This is a genomic window from Hoyosella sp. YIM 151337 (genome assembly GCF_026041215.1).
Classification (GTDB): Bacteria; Actinomycetota; Actinomycetes; order Mycobacteriales; family Mycobacteriaceae; genus Hoyosella.
In genome coordinates this window covers 43,339-60,234 of sequence record NZ_JAPEIQ010000001.1, presented here as the reverse complement: position 1 = coordinate 60,234, position 16,896 = coordinate 43,339, and the positions used below count along the sequence as shown (strand labels likewise).

General features: G+C 62.4%; 20 protein-coding genes and 1 pseudogene. 16 read left to right on the top strand and 5 right to left on the bottom strand.

All coding sequences use genetic code 11. From position 1 onward, the window contains the following. Window positions 1-201 precede the first annotated feature (201 nt). Entirely contained in the window at window positions 202-1,023 is an 822-nt protein-coding gene (locus tag ONR57_RS00300; RefSeq protein WP_265120808.1) for an SDR family oxidoreductase, read from the top strand. On the opposite strand, the gene ONR57_RS00295 is transcribed toward ONR57_RS00300, so the two are convergent. Further along, on the bottom strand, window positions 1,016-1,498 hold the full coding sequence (locus tag ONR57_RS00295; protein WP_265120807.1) for a TetR family transcriptional regulator: 483 nt from the start codon (window positions 1,496-1,498) through the stop codon (window positions 1,016-1,018). The two genes, ONR57_RS00300 and ONR57_RS00295, sit on opposite strands and share 8 nt — an antisense overlap. Before the next feature lie 75 nt (window positions 1,499-1,573). Here ONR57_RS00295 and ONR57_RS00290 point away from each other — a divergent pair, with 75 nt between their 5' ends. The 14 genes and pseudogenes from ONR57_RS00290 (at window position 1,574) to ONR57_RS00225 (ending at window position 12,643) form a co-directional block, all read left to right on the top strand. Continuing rightward, complete coding sequence (locus ONR57_RS00290; RefSeq protein ID WP_265120806.1) at window positions 1,574-2,215, top strand: biotin transporter BioY; 642 nt, start codon at window positions 1,574-1,576, stop codon at window positions 2,213-2,215. Next, window positions 2,202-2,891, top strand: coding sequence for an energy-coupling factor ABC transporter ATP-binding protein (locus tag ONR57_RS00285; RefSeq protein ID WP_265120804.1), 690 nt, complete (start codon window positions 2,202-2,204; stop codon window positions 2,889-2,891). Before ONR57_RS00290 ends, ONR57_RS00285 begins: the two co-directional genes overlap by 14 nt. Further along, window positions 2,888-3,502 (top strand): energy-coupling factor transporter transmembrane protein EcfT, encoded by a 615-nt coding sequence (locus ONR57_RS00280; protein ID WP_265120803.1) that lies wholly within the window; start codon window positions 2,888-2,890, stop codon window positions 3,500-3,502. The genes ONR57_RS00285 and ONR57_RS00280 overlap by 4 nt, the downstream gene beginning before the upstream one ends. Window positions 3,503-3,535: 33 nt before the next feature. Next, complete coding sequence (locus ONR57_RS00275; RefSeq protein WP_265120802.1) at window positions 3,536-3,904, top strand: MmcQ/YjbR family DNA-binding protein; 369 nt, start codon at window positions 3,536-3,538, stop codon at window positions 3,902-3,904. Between the two features lie 48 nt (window positions 3,905-3,952). Continuing rightward, window positions 3,953-4,156, top strand: a pseudogene (locus ONR57_RS00270) (helix-turn-helix domain-containing protein); the annotation flags it as partial. Between the two features lie 17 nt (window positions 4,157-4,173). Then, the gene (locus ONR57_RS00265; protein WP_265120847.1) at window positions 4,174-4,401 is read left to right on the top strand and encodes a hypothetical protein; all 228 of its coding nucleotides are present in this window, start codon (window positions 4,174-4,176) and stop codon (window positions 4,399-4,401) included. Window positions 4,402-4,472: 71 nt separating this feature from the next. Next, entirely contained in the window at window positions 4,473-5,258 is a 786-nt protein-coding gene (locus ONR57_RS00260; RefSeq protein WP_265120800.1) for a TIM barrel protein, read from the top strand. Window positions 5,259-5,283: 25 nt separating this feature from the next. Further along, window positions 5,284-6,315: a Gfo/Idh/MocA family oxidoreductase gene (locus tag ONR57_RS00255; RefSeq protein WP_265120798.1), complete on the top strand. Its 1,032-nt coding sequence runs from the start codon at window positions 5,284-5,286 to the stop codon at window positions 6,313-6,315. Between the two features lie 27 nt (window positions 6,316-6,342). After that, the gene (locus ONR57_RS00250; RefSeq protein ID WP_265120796.1) at window positions 6,343-7,377 is read left to right on the top strand and encodes a LacI family DNA-binding transcriptional regulator; all 1,035 of its coding nucleotides are present in this window, start codon (window positions 6,343-6,345) and stop codon (window positions 7,375-7,377) included. 113 nt (window positions 7,378-7,490) lie between these two features. Beyond that, window positions 7,491-8,882 carry a serine/threonine-protein kinase gene (locus tag ONR57_RS00245; RefSeq protein WP_265120795.1) on the top strand — a complete coding sequence of 464 codons (1,392 nt, stop codon included), beginning with the start codon at window positions 7,491-7,493 and terminating at the stop codon, window positions 8,880-8,882. Between the two features lie 56 nt (window positions 8,883-8,938). Beyond that, window positions 8,939-10,369, top strand: coding sequence for an NAD(P)/FAD-dependent oxidoreductase (locus ONR57_RS00240; RefSeq protein WP_265120794.1), 1,431 nt, complete (start codon window positions 8,939-8,941; stop codon window positions 10,367-10,369). A 64-nt stretch (window positions 10,370-10,433) separates the two neighbouring features. Beyond that, window positions 10,434-10,712 (top strand): hypothetical protein, encoded by a 279-nt coding sequence (locus ONR57_RS00235; RefSeq protein ID WP_265120793.1) that lies wholly within the window; start codon window positions 10,434-10,436, stop codon window positions 10,710-10,712. A gap of 140 nt (window positions 10,713-10,852) precedes the next feature. After that, on the top strand, window positions 10,853-11,011 hold the full coding sequence (locus ONR57_RS00230; RefSeq protein ID WP_265120791.1) for a hypothetical protein: 159 nt from the start codon (window positions 10,853-10,855) through the stop codon (window positions 11,009-11,011). Window positions 11,012-11,197: 186 nt separating this feature from the next. Further along, entirely contained in the window at window positions 11,198-12,643 is a 1,446-nt protein-coding gene (locus tag ONR57_RS00225; protein WP_265120790.1) for a sodium:alanine symporter family protein, read from the top strand. A 5-nt stretch (window positions 12,644-12,648) separates the two neighbouring features. Here ONR57_RS00225 and ONR57_RS00220 read toward each other — a convergent pair whose 3' ends face one another. Then, a complete protein-coding gene (locus tag ONR57_RS00220; protein WP_265120789.1) occupies window positions 12,649-13,512 on the bottom strand; it encodes an alpha/beta fold hydrolase in 864 nt (287 codons plus the stop codon). 81 nt (window positions 13,513-13,593) lie between these two features. Between ONR57_RS00220 and ONR57_RS00215 the strand changes: the two genes are divergently transcribed. Further along, window positions 13,594-14,214, top strand: a complete 621-nt coding sequence (locus tag ONR57_RS00215) for a TetR/AcrR family transcriptional regulator (RefSeq protein ID WP_265120787.1) — start codon at window positions 13,594-13,596, stop codon at window positions 14,212-14,214. Here the strand turns inward: ONR57_RS00215 and ONR57_RS00210 are convergent. From ONR57_RS00210 to ONR57_RS00200, 3 genes are all read right to left on the bottom strand, one after another. After that, entirely contained in the window at window positions 14,211-14,927 is a 717-nt protein-coding gene (locus tag ONR57_RS00210; RefSeq protein ID WP_265120786.1) for an HAD family hydrolase, read from the bottom strand. The genes ONR57_RS00215 and ONR57_RS00210 overlap by 4 nt on opposite strands. 50 nt (window positions 14,928-14,977) lie before the next feature. Continuing rightward, the gene (gene hppD / locus ONR57_RS00205; RefSeq protein WP_279347300.1) at window positions 14,978-16,150 is read right to left on the bottom strand and encodes a 4-hydroxyphenylpyruvate dioxygenase; all 1,173 of its coding nucleotides are present in this window, start codon (window positions 16,148-16,150) and stop codon (window positions 14,978-14,980) included. A 125-nt stretch (window positions 16,151-16,275) separates the two neighbouring features. Beyond that, entirely contained in the window at window positions 16,276-16,743 is a 468-nt protein-coding gene (locus ONR57_RS00200; protein ID WP_265120783.1) for a hypothetical protein, read from the bottom strand. Window positions 16,744-16,896: the final 153 nt, after the last annotated feature.

Here is a 16,896-nt window from a genome sequence, read left to right as displayed (position 1 = left end):
ACCTCGCGCGCTCGGATGCTCGCGCGCAACAAACGCCGTAGCGAGGACGGCAAGTACGCCAATCGCGGTCACAGTCAAGGCTGGCATCACCATGGTTCAAGCCTGCGCTCGTCCAGGACTGGGAACAATCCGGGAACCCCCGGATCACCCCCTGAAAAAGCGTTGCGGCGTTCAGTACCGATGACGTCGAATAGGTGGGTGATGTCGGGAACGCAACTCACGGGCCGCGTAGCCCTCATAACCGGGGTGAGCCGCCGCCAGGGTATCGGCTTCGCTGTCGCCCGGCGTCTCGCCGCGATGGGCGCACAGTTATACGTCACGCATTGGGTGCCGCATGATGAGGCTCAGCCATGGGGTGCCGATGATCTCAGCGCAGTACTCGCAGGTCTTTCGCAGGCGCCCCGGGTCGCCGACCGCAGTATCGACTTTAGCGATCCAGACGCGCCGCGCCAGGTGATGGCGGATGCCGTCGCGGCCTTCGGTCATGTGGACATCGTTGTCGCGAATCACGCACGCAGCGGCGGCGATGGTTCGCTCTTCGACATCGACGCGGCGATGCTCGACGCGCATTGGACCGTCGACGCGCGCTCCGTCCTCATGTTGACTCAGGCTTTCGCGCAGCAATTCGACGCGCGCGGAGCAACAGTGGCCGATCGCGGCCGCGTCATCTGGATGACCTCTGGGCAGCACCTTGGGCCGATGCGGGAAGAGATCGCGTACGCATCGGCCAAGGCGGTGCTCGCCGGTATGACGAAGACCGTCGCGGCCGAACTCATCGAACGCGGAATTGTGTTGAATACCGTCAATCCGGGCCCAGTCGATACCGGCTACCTGTCGGGAGGTTCATCAGATCGCAGTATGGATGTGGTCCACGCCGTGCACGCCGCGTTTCCGCGGGGCCGCGCGGGTGTTCCCGACGATCCAGCGCGCCTCATCGCTTGGCTCGTGTCTGATGAAGGCCGATGGGTGGTGGGCCAGGTTATCGACACTGAAGGCGGCTTCAAACGAGACGCGTTCAGTTAAGGATGATGCGCAGTCCCCGGTCGAAGGAATCGTCAAGGTCGGCATCGAGCGGTATTAGCCCCAACTCGCTCGCCTGCCGGTGCAGCTGTGTGGCCTGTGTGTGACCGATGACGTAGATCAGCAGTGTGCGCGCGATATCCGGTGTGGAGTGTTCCGCGATCGCCGCTTCCAATTCTGACTGCCCGAGGCGAAACGCAGTCGCGGTCGCGACGACCTCCGCACCGTCACGCACAGCGAGCATCGCCGCGCGCAGCTGGTGTGCCACCGCAGCGAGATCTGCCTCGGCGATCACTCTCTGCACGATCTTTCCAGCCATCAGCGTGATCAGGGTCTGCTTGTTCTCAACGTGGTGGTACAGCGCGCTGGGCTGCACGTCGAGTTCGCTCGCGACGCGCCGCATCGAGAAGAACTCCATGCCGTACTTGTCCAGGACGCGCAATGCGCCGTTCAGAACGTCGTCGAGCGAATTGGCCACATCAGCAGTCTATCCGCTAACGTGAACGCTGTTCAGGTGAACACCGTTCAGGTTTGCCGTCAGGAATGGACACACATGGCAAAGCACACGCGTAAATCGAACGCCGCAAGCGATCTCGCGATGATCGCCTTCTTCGCCGCGCTCATCGCGGTCTGCGCGGTTCTGCCAGCACTTAAACTCACCGCAAGTGGTGTGCCCATCACTCTGCAGACGTTTGCCGTACTTCTTGCCGGTGCCGTGCTCGGCGCCAAAAGGGGCTTCCTCGCGGTTTCCCTGTACCTACTCGCGGGATTCGCCGGGCTTCCCATTTTCTCCGGCGGCGCCGGCGGCCTGGGCGTATTCGCTGGCCCCACCATCGGTTATCTCCTCGCGTTTCCCTTCGCTGCCGCTATGTGCGGCTTTCTGATTGAACGCCTCCCCCAGGCATTGAACAATGCCGGACGAACCGTTCTGGTCTTTCTCGCCGGACTAGCGAGCAGCTTCACCTTCATCCATACGCTCGGCATTGCTGGCATGGCACTGCAGCTGGATATTTCACTTCGCCAGGCACTCCTTTTCGACATTCCGTTCTGGCCCGGCGACGTGCTGAAGAACGTGCTGATGGCAGTCGTCGCTACCGCTGTGCACCGCGCGTTCCCGGACGTGCTTCAGCGGCCGCGCAGTTCAGCAGGCACAGAGAAGCAACTGGCCCACGTGGAGAGACATGGCGCGCATTGAGTTAGACGCCGTAACCGTCAACGCCGCTGGGAACCCCGCGCGCACGATCCTGCAAGTTGCTCGACTCGATTTGACTGAACCGCGCATCGCCATCATCGGAGCGAACGGATCCGGCAAATCGACACTCGCACGGTTGGTCAACGGGCTTGTTTTGCCCGACCACGGCACAGTCCGGGTGGACGGCCTCGACACCCGCTCGAAAGGCCGGGCGATAAGGAAATCCGTGGGCTTCCTGTTTACTGACCCAGCGACTCAGCTCGTCATGCCGACCGCGGCTGAGGACGTCGCGCTGTCATTACGCAGGCAGCGGCTGACGAAAGCACAGCGACGGGAGGTTGCGATTGCCTGGCTTGCGAAGTTTGGGCTCGACCACCACGCCGACGTCAGCGTGCACCACCTTTCCGGCGGCCAGCGGCAGCTTCTCGCCCTGACGAGCGTCCTGGCGACCGATCCCACGGTGCTCGTCGCGGACGAGCCGACCACGCTGCTTGACCTTCGCAACACGAGACGGGTCGCCGACACGCTGTTCGCTCTACCGCAGCAACTCGTGCTGCTAACCCATAATCTGACACTCGCAGCCCGATGCGATCGCATCCTCGTCATGGAGCGCGGCCACGTTGTGTTCGACGGTGCACCGGCGGCAGCAGTCAGCCACTACGAGGCGATCGCGGCGTGAATGGCCAGGCGAATGTGCTCGGCATGTATGAGCCCGGCGGGTCGCTCCTGCACCGCAGCCCGGCTGAGCTGAAACTATTGGGACTCTGCGTATTCGGAACCGCGGTGGTTCTTGCGCGAAGTGTCACGATCGCAGTGCTTGCACTGCTCGTGGCGGTCGGCCTCGCCGCAAGTTCCCGCATGAACTTGCGGCGCCTCGGCGCAGCGTTGCAGCCATTACTGATCATCAGCGCGCTGGTACTTGTCCTGCACTGGTGGCAAACCGATCTGATGCATGGGGTGCAGATAGCTGCCCGACTGCTTGCCGTGGTCATTCTCGCGACCACTATCACCGCCACCACTTCGTCCGACGCGATCGTTGACGCGGTTATACGGGCAGCAACACCACTACGGGCTGTTGGCGTGCAGCCGGAACGCATCGGGCTTGCAATGGCCCTGATGCTCAACGCGATTCCAGGCTTGCTGACGATTGCGCTCGAAACTCGTGAGGCCGCCCGCGCACGCGGGCTGGGCCACGACCCGCGCGCACTTCTTGTCCCCTTTGTGCTCCGTTCGGTTGCCCATGCGCGCGCGGCAGGTGAAGCCCTGGCCGCCCGCGGCGTCGGCGATTGACGCATTCGCCCGCACACGCGCGACAATTCTTTGATGAGTGTTGCGGACACACAGTTTTTCCGGATGATCGAAGCGCTGGTCGACGTCGAGAAAGCCAATGCCCGCGACTACTCAGCTTTCAGCGTGCGCGGCCGCCGATTCGGCTATTACTGGCCGCGCACGCAAACCGTGGGACTCAAACAGACGTTGATCGAGCAGGCGGCTCTCGTCGCGGAACGTCCTGACGTCTTCGAAGTGCAGTTCACCGCTGGAGGATTCGGGTGGGTCGTCGTCTACCTCGAAGGAATCGATAGCCGCGAACTGAGCGAGCTGGTCTATGAAGCGTGGCGCTTGTCCGCTCCTGACGATCTGTCCGAGCGTCACTCGTTCGCCGGTTATCTTCGAGCTTTCGACCGCAGCTAGTGTCAACTCACATTGACGCTAGCTCCACCGTCAATGCAGGTTGACAGCATGACCGAAGCGACAGAGCTTGCCGCCTCCGCGGGCAGCCAGGATCCCCATACAGGACTGCGCGCAGTCGTAGCCCTCCGCCGTCTGCTTGAACGACTCGAAGCGCTCCAGGTGGCGAACGCGCGCAGACAGGGATGGTCATGGCAGGCGATTGCTGATGCGCTCGGAGCCAGCCGACAGGCAGGGTCACGAGAATCTCATCGAGGCACTTCTTGCGGCCGGTGCAACCCCGAGAAGCAGCGCTGGGTTATTTGCGCATTGCCCGCAGCCCTGACGTGCTCGGAGAGAAGGATGCCGCTGCCTTGCGCGCGATTTGCATCGATCTCGACGCGGTTCGCAGCAGTGCAGCGGAGAGCTTCGATGCCGACGTCTTCGCGAATCAGCGCGGCTATTGCTGCCTCGATCGACGCCCCCTAGCCGCCGGGTGCATTCGTCGCTTACCGATCTGACCCTTGCCTCCCTTCGTTAGAACGTTCTACACTTAGGTTACTAGAACGTTCTATCGAGAGGCGTAACCGACATGCCAAAGCTCGCGGTCTGCGCGGAGATGGTGTTTAAGAACCGCCCGTTCACGGAACGCGTGCGAATCCTCGATGATCTGGGTTTTGCTGTAGTCCTGTGGGATTGGAGCAACTACGATATCGATGATCTCGTGCGGACCGGTGCGGCCTTTTCGTCGATGACGGGTTATCTGCGAGGCAGCCTCACTGATGCGGCAGGTGCAGCAGAACTTCTTCGCACAGCCCGGCAATCTGCTGCGATAGCGCAGGAACTCGGCTGTACGCGACTCAATCTGCACGGCACCGGACTCGACCGCAACGGATTGCCAATCCACCCAGTCCAGCACGTGACCGGAGCGATGTGGGTTAAGGCCGCGCAAACGTTGGGACGCATCGCTGAACTTGGCATGCAACATGGCGTGACGTTTATGCTCGAAAACCTCAACACTGCCGTAGACCATCCAGGCGTGCCCTTTGCGAGGGCGGCAGACACTCTGGCGCTCGTTGAATCGGTCGCCAGCCCTGCGCTCCGCATGAACCTCGATCTCTACCACGCACAAATCGGTGAAGGTAACCTGATCGAACTCCTGCGAAGCGCCGTCGGGCGCGGACTTGTGGCGGAGGTGCAAGTGGCTGACGTGCCCGGCCGGTGCGAACCCGGAACCGGAGAAATCAACTATCCGGCTATCGCCACCGCCCTTGCGGTCGCGGGCTACGACGGCCCCGTGGCGATGGAAGCGTGGGCCAGCGGTGACGATCATGAGGCACTCGATCGGTTCCGCACCGCATTCAGTCTCTCTCAATGATCACTTCGCAAACAAAGGAACCCGCATGACCACTTCAACACCCGTCACGATAGGACTCATCGGTGCAGGCCGCATGGGTGCGTTTCACGCCGAGGCCCTGGCCCGCAGGATTCCCGGCGCTCGGCTCGGAGCCATAGCTGACCCCGCACCTGGCCTCGCTGCAAACCTCGCGAAGACGCTCGCCTGCCCACGTCATTTCAGCAATGTCGAGGAATTATTCGCCGATCCCGCGATCGACGGCGTCGTGATTGCAACGCCGGCCCGCACACATGCAGCGATGATCGAAGCGGCAGCCCGTGCAGGCAAAGCCGTGTTCTGTGAGAAGCCCATGGCAGCGACCCTTGAGGAAGCAGACCGCGCCATCGCGGCCGCGGCGAGCGCCAGCGTGCCACTGCAAGTCGGCTTCAACAGGCGTTTCGATCGCGGGTTCGGGTCAGCGCTCGCGAAGATTTCAGCTGGGGAGATCGGTACCCCGCAACTCATGCGTTCGAACACGCGAGACCCTAAGCTGGCAGATCCCGCGCGCATCCCACAATGGACGATCTTCCTGGAAACTCTGATCCACGACTTCGACACACTCAACTGGCTCAACCCCGGTGCTACTGCCGTCGAGGTGTATGCCGCCGGAGACGCACTTATCCGGCCTGACTTCAAAACACATGGTCTGCTCGACACGAGCGTCGTGACTATCCGCTACGACAATGGTGCGTTAGCGATCGCGGACGCCAGCTTCCAGGCGGTGTACGGCTACGACGTTCGCGCCGAAGTGTTCGGCACCGGCGGCCTCGTCACGGCGGGCGACCTTCTAGCGACTCACACCACGACCTATACCGCAGCTGGTGGCACGACGAGCACGGTGCGCTCCGACCAGGAGTTGTTCCGGGACGCATACATCAGCGAACTCGCTCATTTCGCAGAGTGCACACGCACGGGACAGCAGCCTTCGGTGACTGGTCATGACGCCCGGGCTGCACTGACAATTGCCCTCGCCGCCATTGAGTCCATCGAACGGGGCGTGCCCGTGCGTCCCCGCGCGGCGTTTGCGACTAACGTGTAAGGCAACCCACCTCAGGAAAGGTTGAGTGTGTCTCGGGGGCAGAGCACCGGAACCGCCGCCAAACGGCCAACGCTTGTCACAGTGGCGCAGCGTGCGGGGGTGTCAACAGCGCTTGCGTCAATCGTGATGCGCGGCGCCAAGGGTGCAAGCGACGAGACTCGGCAGCGCGTTCTTGAGGCCGCGCGCACCGTCGGTTACCAGCCCGACGCACGCGCGCGAATGCTCCGACAGACCCGGACCAGGCTTATCGGTGTGCAGTTCGGGCTGCAACACCCATTCCACTCGGATCTCGTGGAGGGCGTGTACCGGGCTGCGGAGTCGGCCGGTTACGACGTCGCGCTCAGCGCGGTTTCCCAGGACCGAAAGGAATCACGCGCAATCGAGTCGCTGCTCGCTAACCGGTGTGAATCACTGATCCTGCTGGGACCGCAGCAATCCACGGAGCAACTTGCCAACGTGGCGCAGCAGCTACCCGTGGTTTGCGTCGCCAGGCGGCTGCGGGGCCAGATCGCGAAGTCGATTGATGTGGTACGCAGCGCGGACGACGCCGGCATCCGGGAGGCAGTGGGACATCTCGTTCAACTCGGGCACCGGCGCATTGCTCACCTCGACGGTGGTGACGCACCAGGTGCCGCTGACCGCCGCCGGGGATACCTTACTGCGATGCGGCGCAGAGGTCTCGAAGCGGAGAGCGTGATCCTCGCCAGCGGTTTGAGTGAGGACGACGGCGCGGCCGCCGCTCACCAACTGCTTCAGCGAACACCAAGACCTACTGCGGTAATCGCATTCAACGATCGGTGCGCCGCCGGGGTCCTTGACGTGCTCTTGCGCCGCGGGGTGGATGTGCCGGGCGAGATATCAGTCATCGGTTACGACAACAGTTACTTCGCGAGCATGTCGCACATAGGGCTGACGACAGTCGGTCAGGACGCGGATGAGCTCGCACGCCTCGCCGTCGAGCGCGCTATCGCACGCCTCGACGGCGAGGAGGCCATCGATGAGCGGGAGATAGTCTGCGTTCCGCACCTCGTAATCCGGGGCACGACGGGTCCAGCCGCCTAGCCGCCGCGACGAATCTCACAGCAGCAAGGGAGCCGCGGCACCCTCAGCATCCACGTGCCGCCGTCATACTTATTGCCGCACACACGTCACGTCGGCAGCAGGCAGGATCAACGATGACCTACCCACTCCACGGCTCCACCCGGAGCGCGCACACCGCCGCCCGGCTACTGGCGAACCGGTACCGGCTAGGTGAATTGCTCGGCACCGGCGGCGCCGCAGATGTGTATGCAGCAGTTGACGAGGCGCTCGGGCGCCGTGTTGCCGTGAAAGTCTTCCGCTCCAACGACGACGACCCCGCCACCGCGCGTCAACGTATTGAAGCCGAGAAGCTCACGCTGGCGCGATTGAATGAACCGGGTCTTGTGGCGTTGTACGACGCAGGTGTCGATGATGACGAGAGACAGCTGCCTGTCCCATTCTTTGTCATGGAGCTGGTCGACGGCCCAAGTCTGCGGCATGAGCTCAACGTCCACACCATTTCCCCGGCTGAGACGGCTCTGATCGGCCGGGAACTCGCGACGACGCTCGCATACGTGCACAGTCGCGGCGTCATCCATCGTGACATCAAGCCCGGCAACATCTTGCTCGGCCCGCCGCGCGGTCATTCGGGGCGTTATTCCACGAAGCTCGCAGATTTCGGCATCGCCCGGCTCGCAGGCGCGGACCGGCTCACCGCGCATGGCTCAGCCGTCGGGACGGCCCACTACCTCAGCCCTGAACAAGCCCTGGGCGAGTCGCTCGGGCCTTCTTCGGATATCTACTCACTCGGCTTGGTTCTCATTGAGTGTCTAACCGGCGAGATGGCATTCCCGGGCGATCCCATACCGGCTGCGGTGGCGCGCCTCCGCAGCGATCCGCCCGTCCCAGCAGAGTTCGGTGCCGCGTGGCAGCGCGTACTTACGGCCATGACCGATCGCAAGGCCGACGCTCGACCTTCAGCGAAACGCGTCGCCGCACTCCTCGCCGATATCGAGACCGGCACTATTGATGGTGCGGCGATCTTGCCCGTGCATCCGCATAGGCGCCGCACCTCTGTGCTTGCCGCGCCGCAGGTGACCGCGACGACGCCGCTCACACCGCGGCAGGGCAAGCTGCGCCGTCCCGTGGGCGTTACCGCAGTCACCCTAGCCAGCCTGGCCACGGTGCTCGGCGGCGTGCTCATCAGTCAGCACACACCAGAGGCAGAGACGTTTGAGCCGCGGGCGGAACTCGAGCGCAAAGGCTCCGCAACCGTAGAAAAGTCACGCGTATTCGCCGGCGAAACCGCTGAATACACCGCCCCGGCGGAAACTGCGCCTGCAACCTCGCAGCCTATAATCGTTCCTGTCGCGGCGGAACCGGAACAGGCCCCCGAAAGCCCCGCTGCCGCACCTCCCGCGGATGACTCGGCTGAACCGCCCGGGAACCCGCGTGGCCCCGGCAATAACAACGGAAACGGCCCAGGCAATGGCAATGGCAACGCCAACGGTCCCGGCAACAGCAACGGTGCCCGCTGGCGCAACTAAAGCATTCTGACCACCGATTGCCACATCAGCCTCCGCCCAACGGTTACATTCGGTTCATGCCTCAAGACACGTACGACGTTGTTGTCATTGGCGGTGGACCAGCGGGCGAGAACGCGGCGGCGTACGCAATTGCGGGCAGCCAGCGAACCGCAGCGATCGTCGAGCGTGAACTCGTCGGTGGTGAATGCTCATACTGGGCATGCATCCCGAGCAAAGCGCTCCTGCGTCCCACTCAGGTACTCGAGGGCGGCCGCGCGCTGCCCGGTGTCAGCGAACGAATCACCGCCGGCGGACTGCAACTCGACGCTGTGTTCGCGCGCCGGGACGCGTTCGTCAGCCACCATAATGACGCCGGGCAGGTGAAGTGGGCTGACAGCAACGGCATCGACGTGGTCCGTGGCGTGGGACAACTCGCGGGGAGAGGCGCGGTCAACGTGGGTGGGCGAACCCTGCGTGCGAGGCATGCCGTTGTTGTCGCGACGGGTACCACGGCGAGACTTCCAGATGTACCCGGTTTGCCTGCGGCACTGCCCTGGACGTCGCGTGATGCGACCAATATGCACGAAGTCCCGCAACGAGTCGTCATTGTGGGCGGCGGCGTGGTGGCCTGCGAATCTGCCACCTGGATGGCCGCGTTCGGCGCCGAGGTGACCATGCTGGTGCGCGGCAGCAGTCTCGTCAGCGGGGCGGAGCCCTTCGCCCGGGAACGCATTGTGGCTGGGCTGCGCGCACATGGGGTGGACGTCCGGTTCAGGACCGCACCGGTGTCGGTGCACAGGGAGCGCCCTGAGAATACGGGCGAGGGCCGCATACACGGTGGGCCTGTGTTGGTACAGCTCGATGACGGCTCACTTCAGGCTGACGAGATCGTCGTCGCTGCGGGACGGGTGCCCGCAACCGCAGACCTAGGTTTGGGCACTGTGGGGCTAGAAGCTGACAAGCCAATTCCCGTGGATGATCACTTGTGCGTGACGAACGCAGGAGGTGAGTGGCTGTACGCCGTCGGTGACGTCAACGGCCGTACCGCTGTCACACACATGGGCAAGTATCAAGCGCGCGTGTGCGGCGACGTGATCGCGGCACGTGCCGAGGGCCGACCGCTTTCTGGGCCGCGCTACACAGCGCGAGCCGATCGAGGACTGGTCCCCCAGGTCGTCTTCACGGCTCCGGAACTTGGATCTGCCGGAATCACCGAGGCACAGGCGAGAGAGCGCGGCTTGAGCGTCCGAACCACGGAGATCGACATCGCGGTAGCCGGGGCGTCGCTATCGCGTGATGACTTCAGCGGTCGCGCAAAGCTCGTCATCGATGCCGACCGTCAGTGTCTCCTTGGCGCAACATTTGTCGGCCCAGATGTTGGCGAACTGGTGCATGCCGCGACAATTGCCATCGCTGGTGAAGTGCCGCTCGAAACCCTATGGCATGCCGTCCCCGCGTTTCCCACCGTCAGTGAGATCTGGCTGCGCCTGCTGGAATCCCTCCGCTGAAGCTCGCTGCGCAGCGCTATCATGGGAGCCTCAGGCACACGCTCGGCTGAGTTCGTGAGGCGCCATGTATATCGAAGAATTCTGTGCTGGCGGGCCGCTCAGCAGCGAGATAGCGGACGAGCTCACGTGGAAAACGGCGGCGTATACCTCACGTATTCTCGTGATCGTGGAGGGACGTAAGGTGAGCGCAAACTGCCTGTCGCTCTGCTGGAATGAACTCAAGGTTCGCGCCGGAATGCCAATACTGGTGATCGTCCATGGCGGGTGCTCTCCTCCGGATGAAGAGGACCGGCGTGCACTCAGAGATTTTTCGGAGGCATTCAAGGCCCTGACGGCAGCGTGATCCGGGCGGGCGGCACCATCGGCGTGTGGTGTTTCACGCCCACAAACGCCCGTGATTCTGCGGAACTGCCGACGCTGGCGCATTTTAATGGCCTACGATTTGTCTGAACATATGTACATGAGTCTTAGCTAGGCGGCACCATGAACGAGATTCCCGATCGTCCGGAAGCTCTCCAGCACGGTGTGTTTCGCTCGCTTGCCAAAGACGTCGCAGCACTCGTGGCACCAGCCCGGATTGCGGCGTGGCTGCGCCTCGGCGCCGACACTCCACCAGACGGGCAGTCCTGTAACAAGCCATAGGGTCTGTGTGAATAGTTCGTGACGACAAGCCTCGCACACGTGATCTTCACACTGTGAAATTGCGCTTCTACATGCTCGTTCACGGCGCGGTAACACAATTCGGACGGGCATTCCTGGGTGCCTGCGCGTGGGTATTGTGCTCTCGGCCGTAACCCGGCCGTAGATCACTCACCCAAAGGTGGAGCCATGGATCAACTCAACGACATCATCACGACTGTTAACGACCGCTATTGGTACCTCATCATCGCCATCTTGCTGGCATCCGGAATCTTTTACACGGTTCGGACCAAGTTCGCCCAGTTCCGGATGATGCGGGACATGGCTCGTTCGGTAACCGAGCCGCCCCTCGTCATGGAGAACGGGCGCAAGGGCCTGTCCGCGTTCCAGTCCTTTTCCATTTCAGCGGCCGCGCGGGTCGGTACCGGAAACGTCGCAGGTGTCGCCGTCGCGATTACAATCGGCGGGCCCGGCGCTGTCTTCTGGATGTGGGTAACGGCCCTCATTGGCGCGGCGACCGCTTTCGTCGAATCGACACTCGCTCAGCTGTACAAGGTCAAAGACCACGACAGCTATCGCGGCGGTCCCGCGTACTACATCACCCGCGGACTAAAGAAACGCTGGCTTGCCTTGATCTTCGCCGGGGTCGCGCTTGTCACCTATCCGCTCGCCTTCAACAGCGTTCAGGCAAACACCATCGCGGACGTCACGAAAAACGCAATCGGCTCCGACTCGGCCCCGTTGACCATCGCTATCGGCGTGGGCCTCGCCACCCTCACTGCGCTCGTGATATTCGGTGGCATTCGGCGGATTTCATGGGTGTGTTCGATAGTCGTCCCCGCGATGGCGATCTCGTATGTGGGAATCGGGCTTGTTGTCGTCGCGATGAACATCTCCGAGGTGCCCACCGTTCTTCTTCTAATCGTTGAAAACGCATTTGGGATCGGTGAGGTTATCGGCGGCGGCATCGGGGCAGCATTGATGTATGGAATACGGCGCGGGCTGTATTCAAACGAAGCAGGCATGGGATCGATCCCCAATGTCAGCGCTACCGCAGCCGTTTCACACCCTGTCAAACAGGGCTTCGTACAGTCCCTCGGTGTCTACTTCGATACGCTCTTGATTTGCAGCATGACCGCATTCATCATCTTGCTGTCAGATCCAGACCTTTCAGAACGCGCGGGCGCCTCGCTTACGCAGGATTCGCTGGCAGCACAGTTCGGCAACTGGGCGCTCGTCTACCTCGCTGTCGTGATGTTCTTCCTCGCCTTTAGCTCGGTGCTCGGCAACTACTACGTGGGGCAGGCGAATGTTCAGTTCCTCACGTCGTCGCAATCGGCCCTGCAACTGTTCCGGCTCGCGGTAGTTGGGTGTGTCTTCGGCGGCGCCGTCGGATCGCTTCCCTTCGTGTGGAACCTGGCGGACCTCACCATGGGTGTGATGGTACTAATCAACCTGCTCGCGATCGCACCGCTCTCATTCGTGGCATTCCGCCTCCTGGAGCACTACCGCAATCAGCGCAGACTCGGACTGGATCCGGTATTCGTCCGGAGCGACATGCCAGACCTCACCGGCGTTGAGTGCTGGGAGCGCGTCAGTCAGCCCGACTCAATTGGCGCTGACGTGCGACGCTGACCCGGTCAGGCCCGGGGCTCGCTGGCCTCATCGGCGTCGTGGACGAAGCTCGTGATTATGTCGGTGACCCGGTGAGGCTCTTCCAGCATCGGAAGGTGCCCGCACTGCTCGAGCCATTCCGCACGTTCTGGACGCAGCGACTCGTTGAGCACCCGTCCCGCATCTGCGGAAAGCACCCGGTTCTGTTCGCCCCAGATCGTGCATACACGCGGAAAACCTGGAATATCTTGTTTGGGCTGTAGCGCGTCGAGGTCGCGATACCTCGGAATATCGGCGAGAAGCCCGGTCAGTGAGCGCATCTCGCCCTCACTGCGCAGCGCTGCGTGAAGGTCCGCATTCCGATGCGTACGCTCCCTGCGTCCAGACGTGCCGACCAGCATGGGCGTCATGAGCGCCGGGAGCCATCGTGGCAGCTTCGGCACCCGTCCCGCGAGCCGGCCTGCCAGTGGCAGCTTTCGGTCAAGCCAGTAGAGGGCCCCGGTGATTGTGCTGCGCATCAGGGTCGCCTCTGTCAGGGGGTTGATCAAGACGAGGCACCGTACGTCGGCGCTCCGGCGGCAGGCGAAGTTCAGCGCAATCGCGCTCCCCATGCAGTTGCCGACCAGGGTGATAGGGGGAAGTTCTTGGTGGTCGACGAAGGCTTCGACGAGATCTGTGTAGGTGTCAAGGGTGTATCCGTCCCTCGGCCTCGCAGACGCGCCATAGCCTGGCAGGTCCAGGGCGAAAACCTCATGATCCCGCGCGAGCTGCGCGATCTGGAAGCGCCAAATCGCGTGAGAAGTACCCCCGTTGTGGAGGAAGACGATGGGATCGCCCGCCCCGGCGCGGACGAAGGCGACCTCGTCTCCCTTGAAGTCGAACCGCTGCACAGGACTCCTCTCACACGACGACACTGTCAGATAACGAGTATTATCTGAATCTCCGCATGCTGCAACCCAGGGAGGCGGGATATGCCACGATCGACGGAGAAGAGCGTGAAACTGACACGCAAGGAAGCCCAGCAGCAGACTCGTCAGGGTCTGCTCGCCGCGGCCGCACGCGTATTCTCCGAGCATGGCTACCACGGCGCGAGCGTGCCCGCCATCGCAGCCAGAGCGGGCTGCACGACCGGCGCGGTCTACTCGAACTTTCGCGGCAAGGAAGATCTTTTCCTGTCCCTCATGCAACAGCGAATGGAACAAGAGGCACAGCAGCGAGATCACCTGAGCCGTGCCCACTCCACCCCGGCTGAACGCACGCGCGCGACTGCGGCGTCATGGACCGGCCTGCTCGAGTCCCGGCCAGAAGAAGTGGTGCTATTAGTGGAATTCTGGTTGTACGCGGTTCGCACTCCGCGTGCGCGCACTCACATTGCGTCCCGCTTCGCCGCAGTTCGCAGCGGCCTCACCGAATTGATCGCAAGTGTCACCGATACGCGTGACGAGGCCGCCGCGCTCGCCACGTCGATTCAGGCGCTCGCATACGGTTTTGCCTTGCAGCATGTAGCCGACCCAGAAGGCGTGCCAGCGGAGGCGTTCCTCACTGCGGTACAGACACAGCTTCGCGGCGCACAAGCTGCCGACCCTCGCTAACGTTCCTGTACAAACCCGAAATCAGCGAGCGCCGTGACGAGACCGTCGGCCCGATCGGTGGTCGGGTGTGGCTGAACGAGCGCGAACTCACAGCCTACTGTGCGAGCAGCGCCGTCGGCTTCCTCACTATCACCCACCATGAGCGTGCGTCTGGCGTCGCATTGCAATGCGTTCAGTGCGTATTCAAAAATAACGCGGTTCGGCTTGACAGCGCCGACCTCGAAGGACAGCACGAATTCGTCGACGAAACTATCCGCCCCAATCGCAGCGAATGCGGGCCGGATGTCGAAGGCGATGTTGCTGAGCACGGCAACCTTGATCCCCTGTTTGTTCAGCGCACACAGTGTCGCCGCGGTGTCCGGGTACGGAGTCCAACAGTCAGGATCGATGACCCGCGCGTACAGCGCCGCCGCCTGCTCCTGAACTATTACCCCCGACTTGCGCAGCACTTCCAGGTACGCGCGCCGGTGCAGCGCGGGATCGAGATCCCGGTTTTGCCATGCGAACAGCCCCTCCGCGTCCATGTCGACCATTTGCCCGACGGGAGCTGTCAAGCGCCGCATGATCTCGGCGCTCTGATGCACATCAAACGGCACGCCATCTTCCCCCGACAGGCCGTCGAGCCAGTTGTCATCTTCCTCAAACCGGAAAAGCGTGCCAGAAAAATCAAATAGGACTGCATCAAATTGGGTAGCGAACTGCGATTGAGCCATCACAGGTGCAAGCGTAGCCAGGCCCCGCCCAACTGGACCAAAACTGCTGGTCAGAGATTCCCCCGCGCCGCCTGTTCACGTTCAATCGCTTCGAACAGCGCTTTGAAGTTTCCCTTGCCAAAACCGGAAGAACCGTGCCGTTCGATCAGCTCGAAGAAAACGGTAGGGCGGTCGCCGATCGGTTTAGTGAATATTTGCAGCAAGTACCCATGCTCGTCCCGGTCAACGAGTATTCCTCGCTTCTGCAGCTCGCCAGTCGGCACCCGCACCTTGCCAATACGCTCACGCAGCACCGGATCACGGTAGTACGCGTCGGGGATGGCCAGAAACTCAACTCCATTCTTTGTCATCTCGTCCACCGCACGCACGATGTCGCTCGTCGCTAACGCGAGATGCTGCACACCCGGACCGCAGTAGAAGTCGAGGTATTCGTCGATCTGAGACCTCCGCTTGCCCACCGCGGGTTCGTTGAGGGGGAATTTGACCCAGTGGTTGCCGTTCGTCACAACCTTGCTCATCAAAGCGGAATACTCGGTCGCGATGTCAGCGCCGATGAATTCGGCGAGGTTCGTGAACCCCATAACACGGTGATAGAACTCAACCCAGGCGTCCATTCTCCCGAGCTCTACGTTGCCGACTACGTGATCGAGCGCTTCGAAGAGGCGGTCGGGAGCCGTAGTCCGCTTCTGGTACGTAGACGTGCGTGGAACGTAGCCCGGCCAGTACAGACCGTGGTAGTGCCGACGGTCAACGAGTGTATGAGTCGTTTCCCCATACGTCCCGATCACCGCACTGCGAATGACCCCCAGCTCATCGGCCTCATTGTGGGGTTCTGCAAGCACCCGGGCCCCCGCTCGGCGGGCTTGCGCGACACAGCGGTCGACGTCGGGAACCTCGAGCCCAATGTCCAGCACACCGTCACCGTGGCGGCGATGGTGATCAGCGAGCGGGCTGTTCGGTGAAACTGCTCCTTTCACGACGAAATGAACCGACCCGCTCTGCAAGACATATGCGTGGTGGTCGGGGTTCCCAGTCGTAGGCCCCGAGTACGCGATGAGTTCCATCCCGAGTGCGGACTGGAAGAAATGCGAACTCTGAGTCGCGTTACCTGCGGCCCACACGATTGCGTCCCACCCGATCACCGGGAAAACATCACGGGTGGGATCGTAATCGACGAGTCCAACAAGGTCGTGTAATTGCTCAGCATCGACACCGGCGAGCATCTCATCGTTCGGCAGAAAATGATCAGTTGTCACGTCGCACCGCCTTCGTGAGCCGCCGCGACGGACCTGCACGCGGCGGACCGTAACTCCAGGTTGACGCTCAGCACCAGGTGCGTCAAGAGCTATCAGTTCGGCTGCACCGCGTACGTCGCATTCATCGTGGGATAGCCGGTGCTGACATTCGTGTGAATCGTGAAGGCGTCGCCGTAGTCGCCAGTGGTATGAGTGCCGTCAGTCGTTGCTCCGGAGGAATAGTTGTTCGCTGTAAAGACGGCACCCGATCCGCTCGTGATGGAATACGAGGCGTCGATGCCGAAGCCGCCCGGGTCAGCGGACGACGCGGTGACGATCTCCGAGCTGTGCGGTGCGATAGATTCCTGCGGTGCCTGGATCCACTGGCCATGGGGGTTGTCCGACCCCTGCAGGAACATGGGGAAGTCGGTGTTGTTTGTGATCGTCATTGCGACGGTCACGTCGTTCGCGGGAACCGTTCCAGCGTGTGCGATACCGGCTGCTGCGCCAGCGAGCGCGAGTGTGGCGAATGAAATGCCGGCGATTTTTGCTGTGCGGCTGCGGCGTGCTGAGGTTGTCATCGGATTGTCCTCTCGGAGTGTTCTTTTGGTTGAGACCGGGTTGCTCCGGCGATGTCCTTAACTATCCGCCCGGTGCCGCAGCGGGACAGTCCACCGAACGGGCCCCTTCCCGGCTGATCAACTTCTCCCCCAATCGGTGGACATCTGGTTGAC

What these genes read in the sequence shown, in the direction of transcription:
- ONR57_RS00235 (WP_265120793.1), top strand. Translation starts at nt 10,434, where the DNA reads ATGTATATCGAAGAATTCTGTGCTGGCGGGCCGCTCAGCAGCGAGATA.
- ONR57_RS00260 (WP_265120800.1), top strand. Translation starts at nt 4,473, where the DNA reads ATGCCAAAGCTCGCGGTCTGCGCGGAGATGGTGTTTAAGAACCGCCCG.
- ONR57_RS00300 (WP_265120808.1), top strand. Translation starts at nt 202, where the DNA reads ATGTCGGGAACGCAACTCACGGGCCGCGTAGCCCTCATAACCGGGGTG.
- ONR57_RS00240 (WP_265120794.1), top strand. Translation starts at nt 8,939, where the DNA reads ATGCCTCAAGACACGTACGACGTTGTTGTCATTGGCGGTGGACCAGCG.
- ONR57_RS00200 (WP_265120783.1), bottom strand. Translation starts at nt 16,743, where the DNA reads ATGACAACCTCAGCACGCCGCAGCCGCACAGCAAAAATCGCCGGCATT.
- ONR57_RS00275 (WP_265120802.1), top strand. Translation starts at nt 3,536, where the DNA reads ATGAGTGTTGCGGACACACAGTTTTTCCGGATGATCGAAGCGCTGGTC.
- ONR57_RS00245 (WP_265120795.1), top strand. Translation starts at nt 7,491, where the DNA reads ATGACCTACCCACTCCACGGCTCCACCCGGAGCGCGCACACCGCCGCC.
- ONR57_RS00285 (WP_265120804.1), top strand. Translation starts at nt 2,202, where the DNA reads ATGGCGCGCATTGAGTTAGACGCCGTAACCGTCAACGCCGCTGGGAAC.
- hppD (WP_279347300.1), bottom strand. Translation starts at nt 16,150, where the DNA reads ATGCTCGCCGGTGTCGATGCTGAGCAATTACACGACCTTGTTGGACTC.
- ONR57_RS00255 (WP_265120798.1), top strand. Translation starts at nt 5,284, where the DNA reads ATGACCACTTCAACACCCGTCACGATAGGACTCATCGGTGCAGGCCGC.
- ONR57_RS00225 (WP_265120790.1), top strand. Translation starts at nt 11,198, where the DNA reads ATGGATCAACTCAACGACATCATCACGACTGTTAACGACCGCTATTGG.
- ONR57_RS00290 (WP_265120806.1), top strand. Translation starts at nt 1,574, where the DNA reads ATGGCAAAGCACACGCGTAAATCGAACGCCGCAAGCGATCTCGCGATG.
- ONR57_RS00215 (WP_265120787.1), top strand. Translation starts at nt 13,594, where the DNA reads ATGCCACGATCGACGGAGAAGAGCGTGAAACTGACACGCAAGGAAGCC.
- ONR57_RS00210 (WP_265120786.1), bottom strand. Translation starts at nt 14,927, where the DNA reads ATGGCTCAATCGCAGTTCGCTACCCAATTTGATGCAGTCCTATTTGAT.
- ONR57_RS00230 (WP_265120791.1), top strand. Translation starts at nt 10,853, where the DNA reads ATGAACGAGATTCCCGATCGTCCGGAAGCTCTCCAGCACGGTGTGTTT.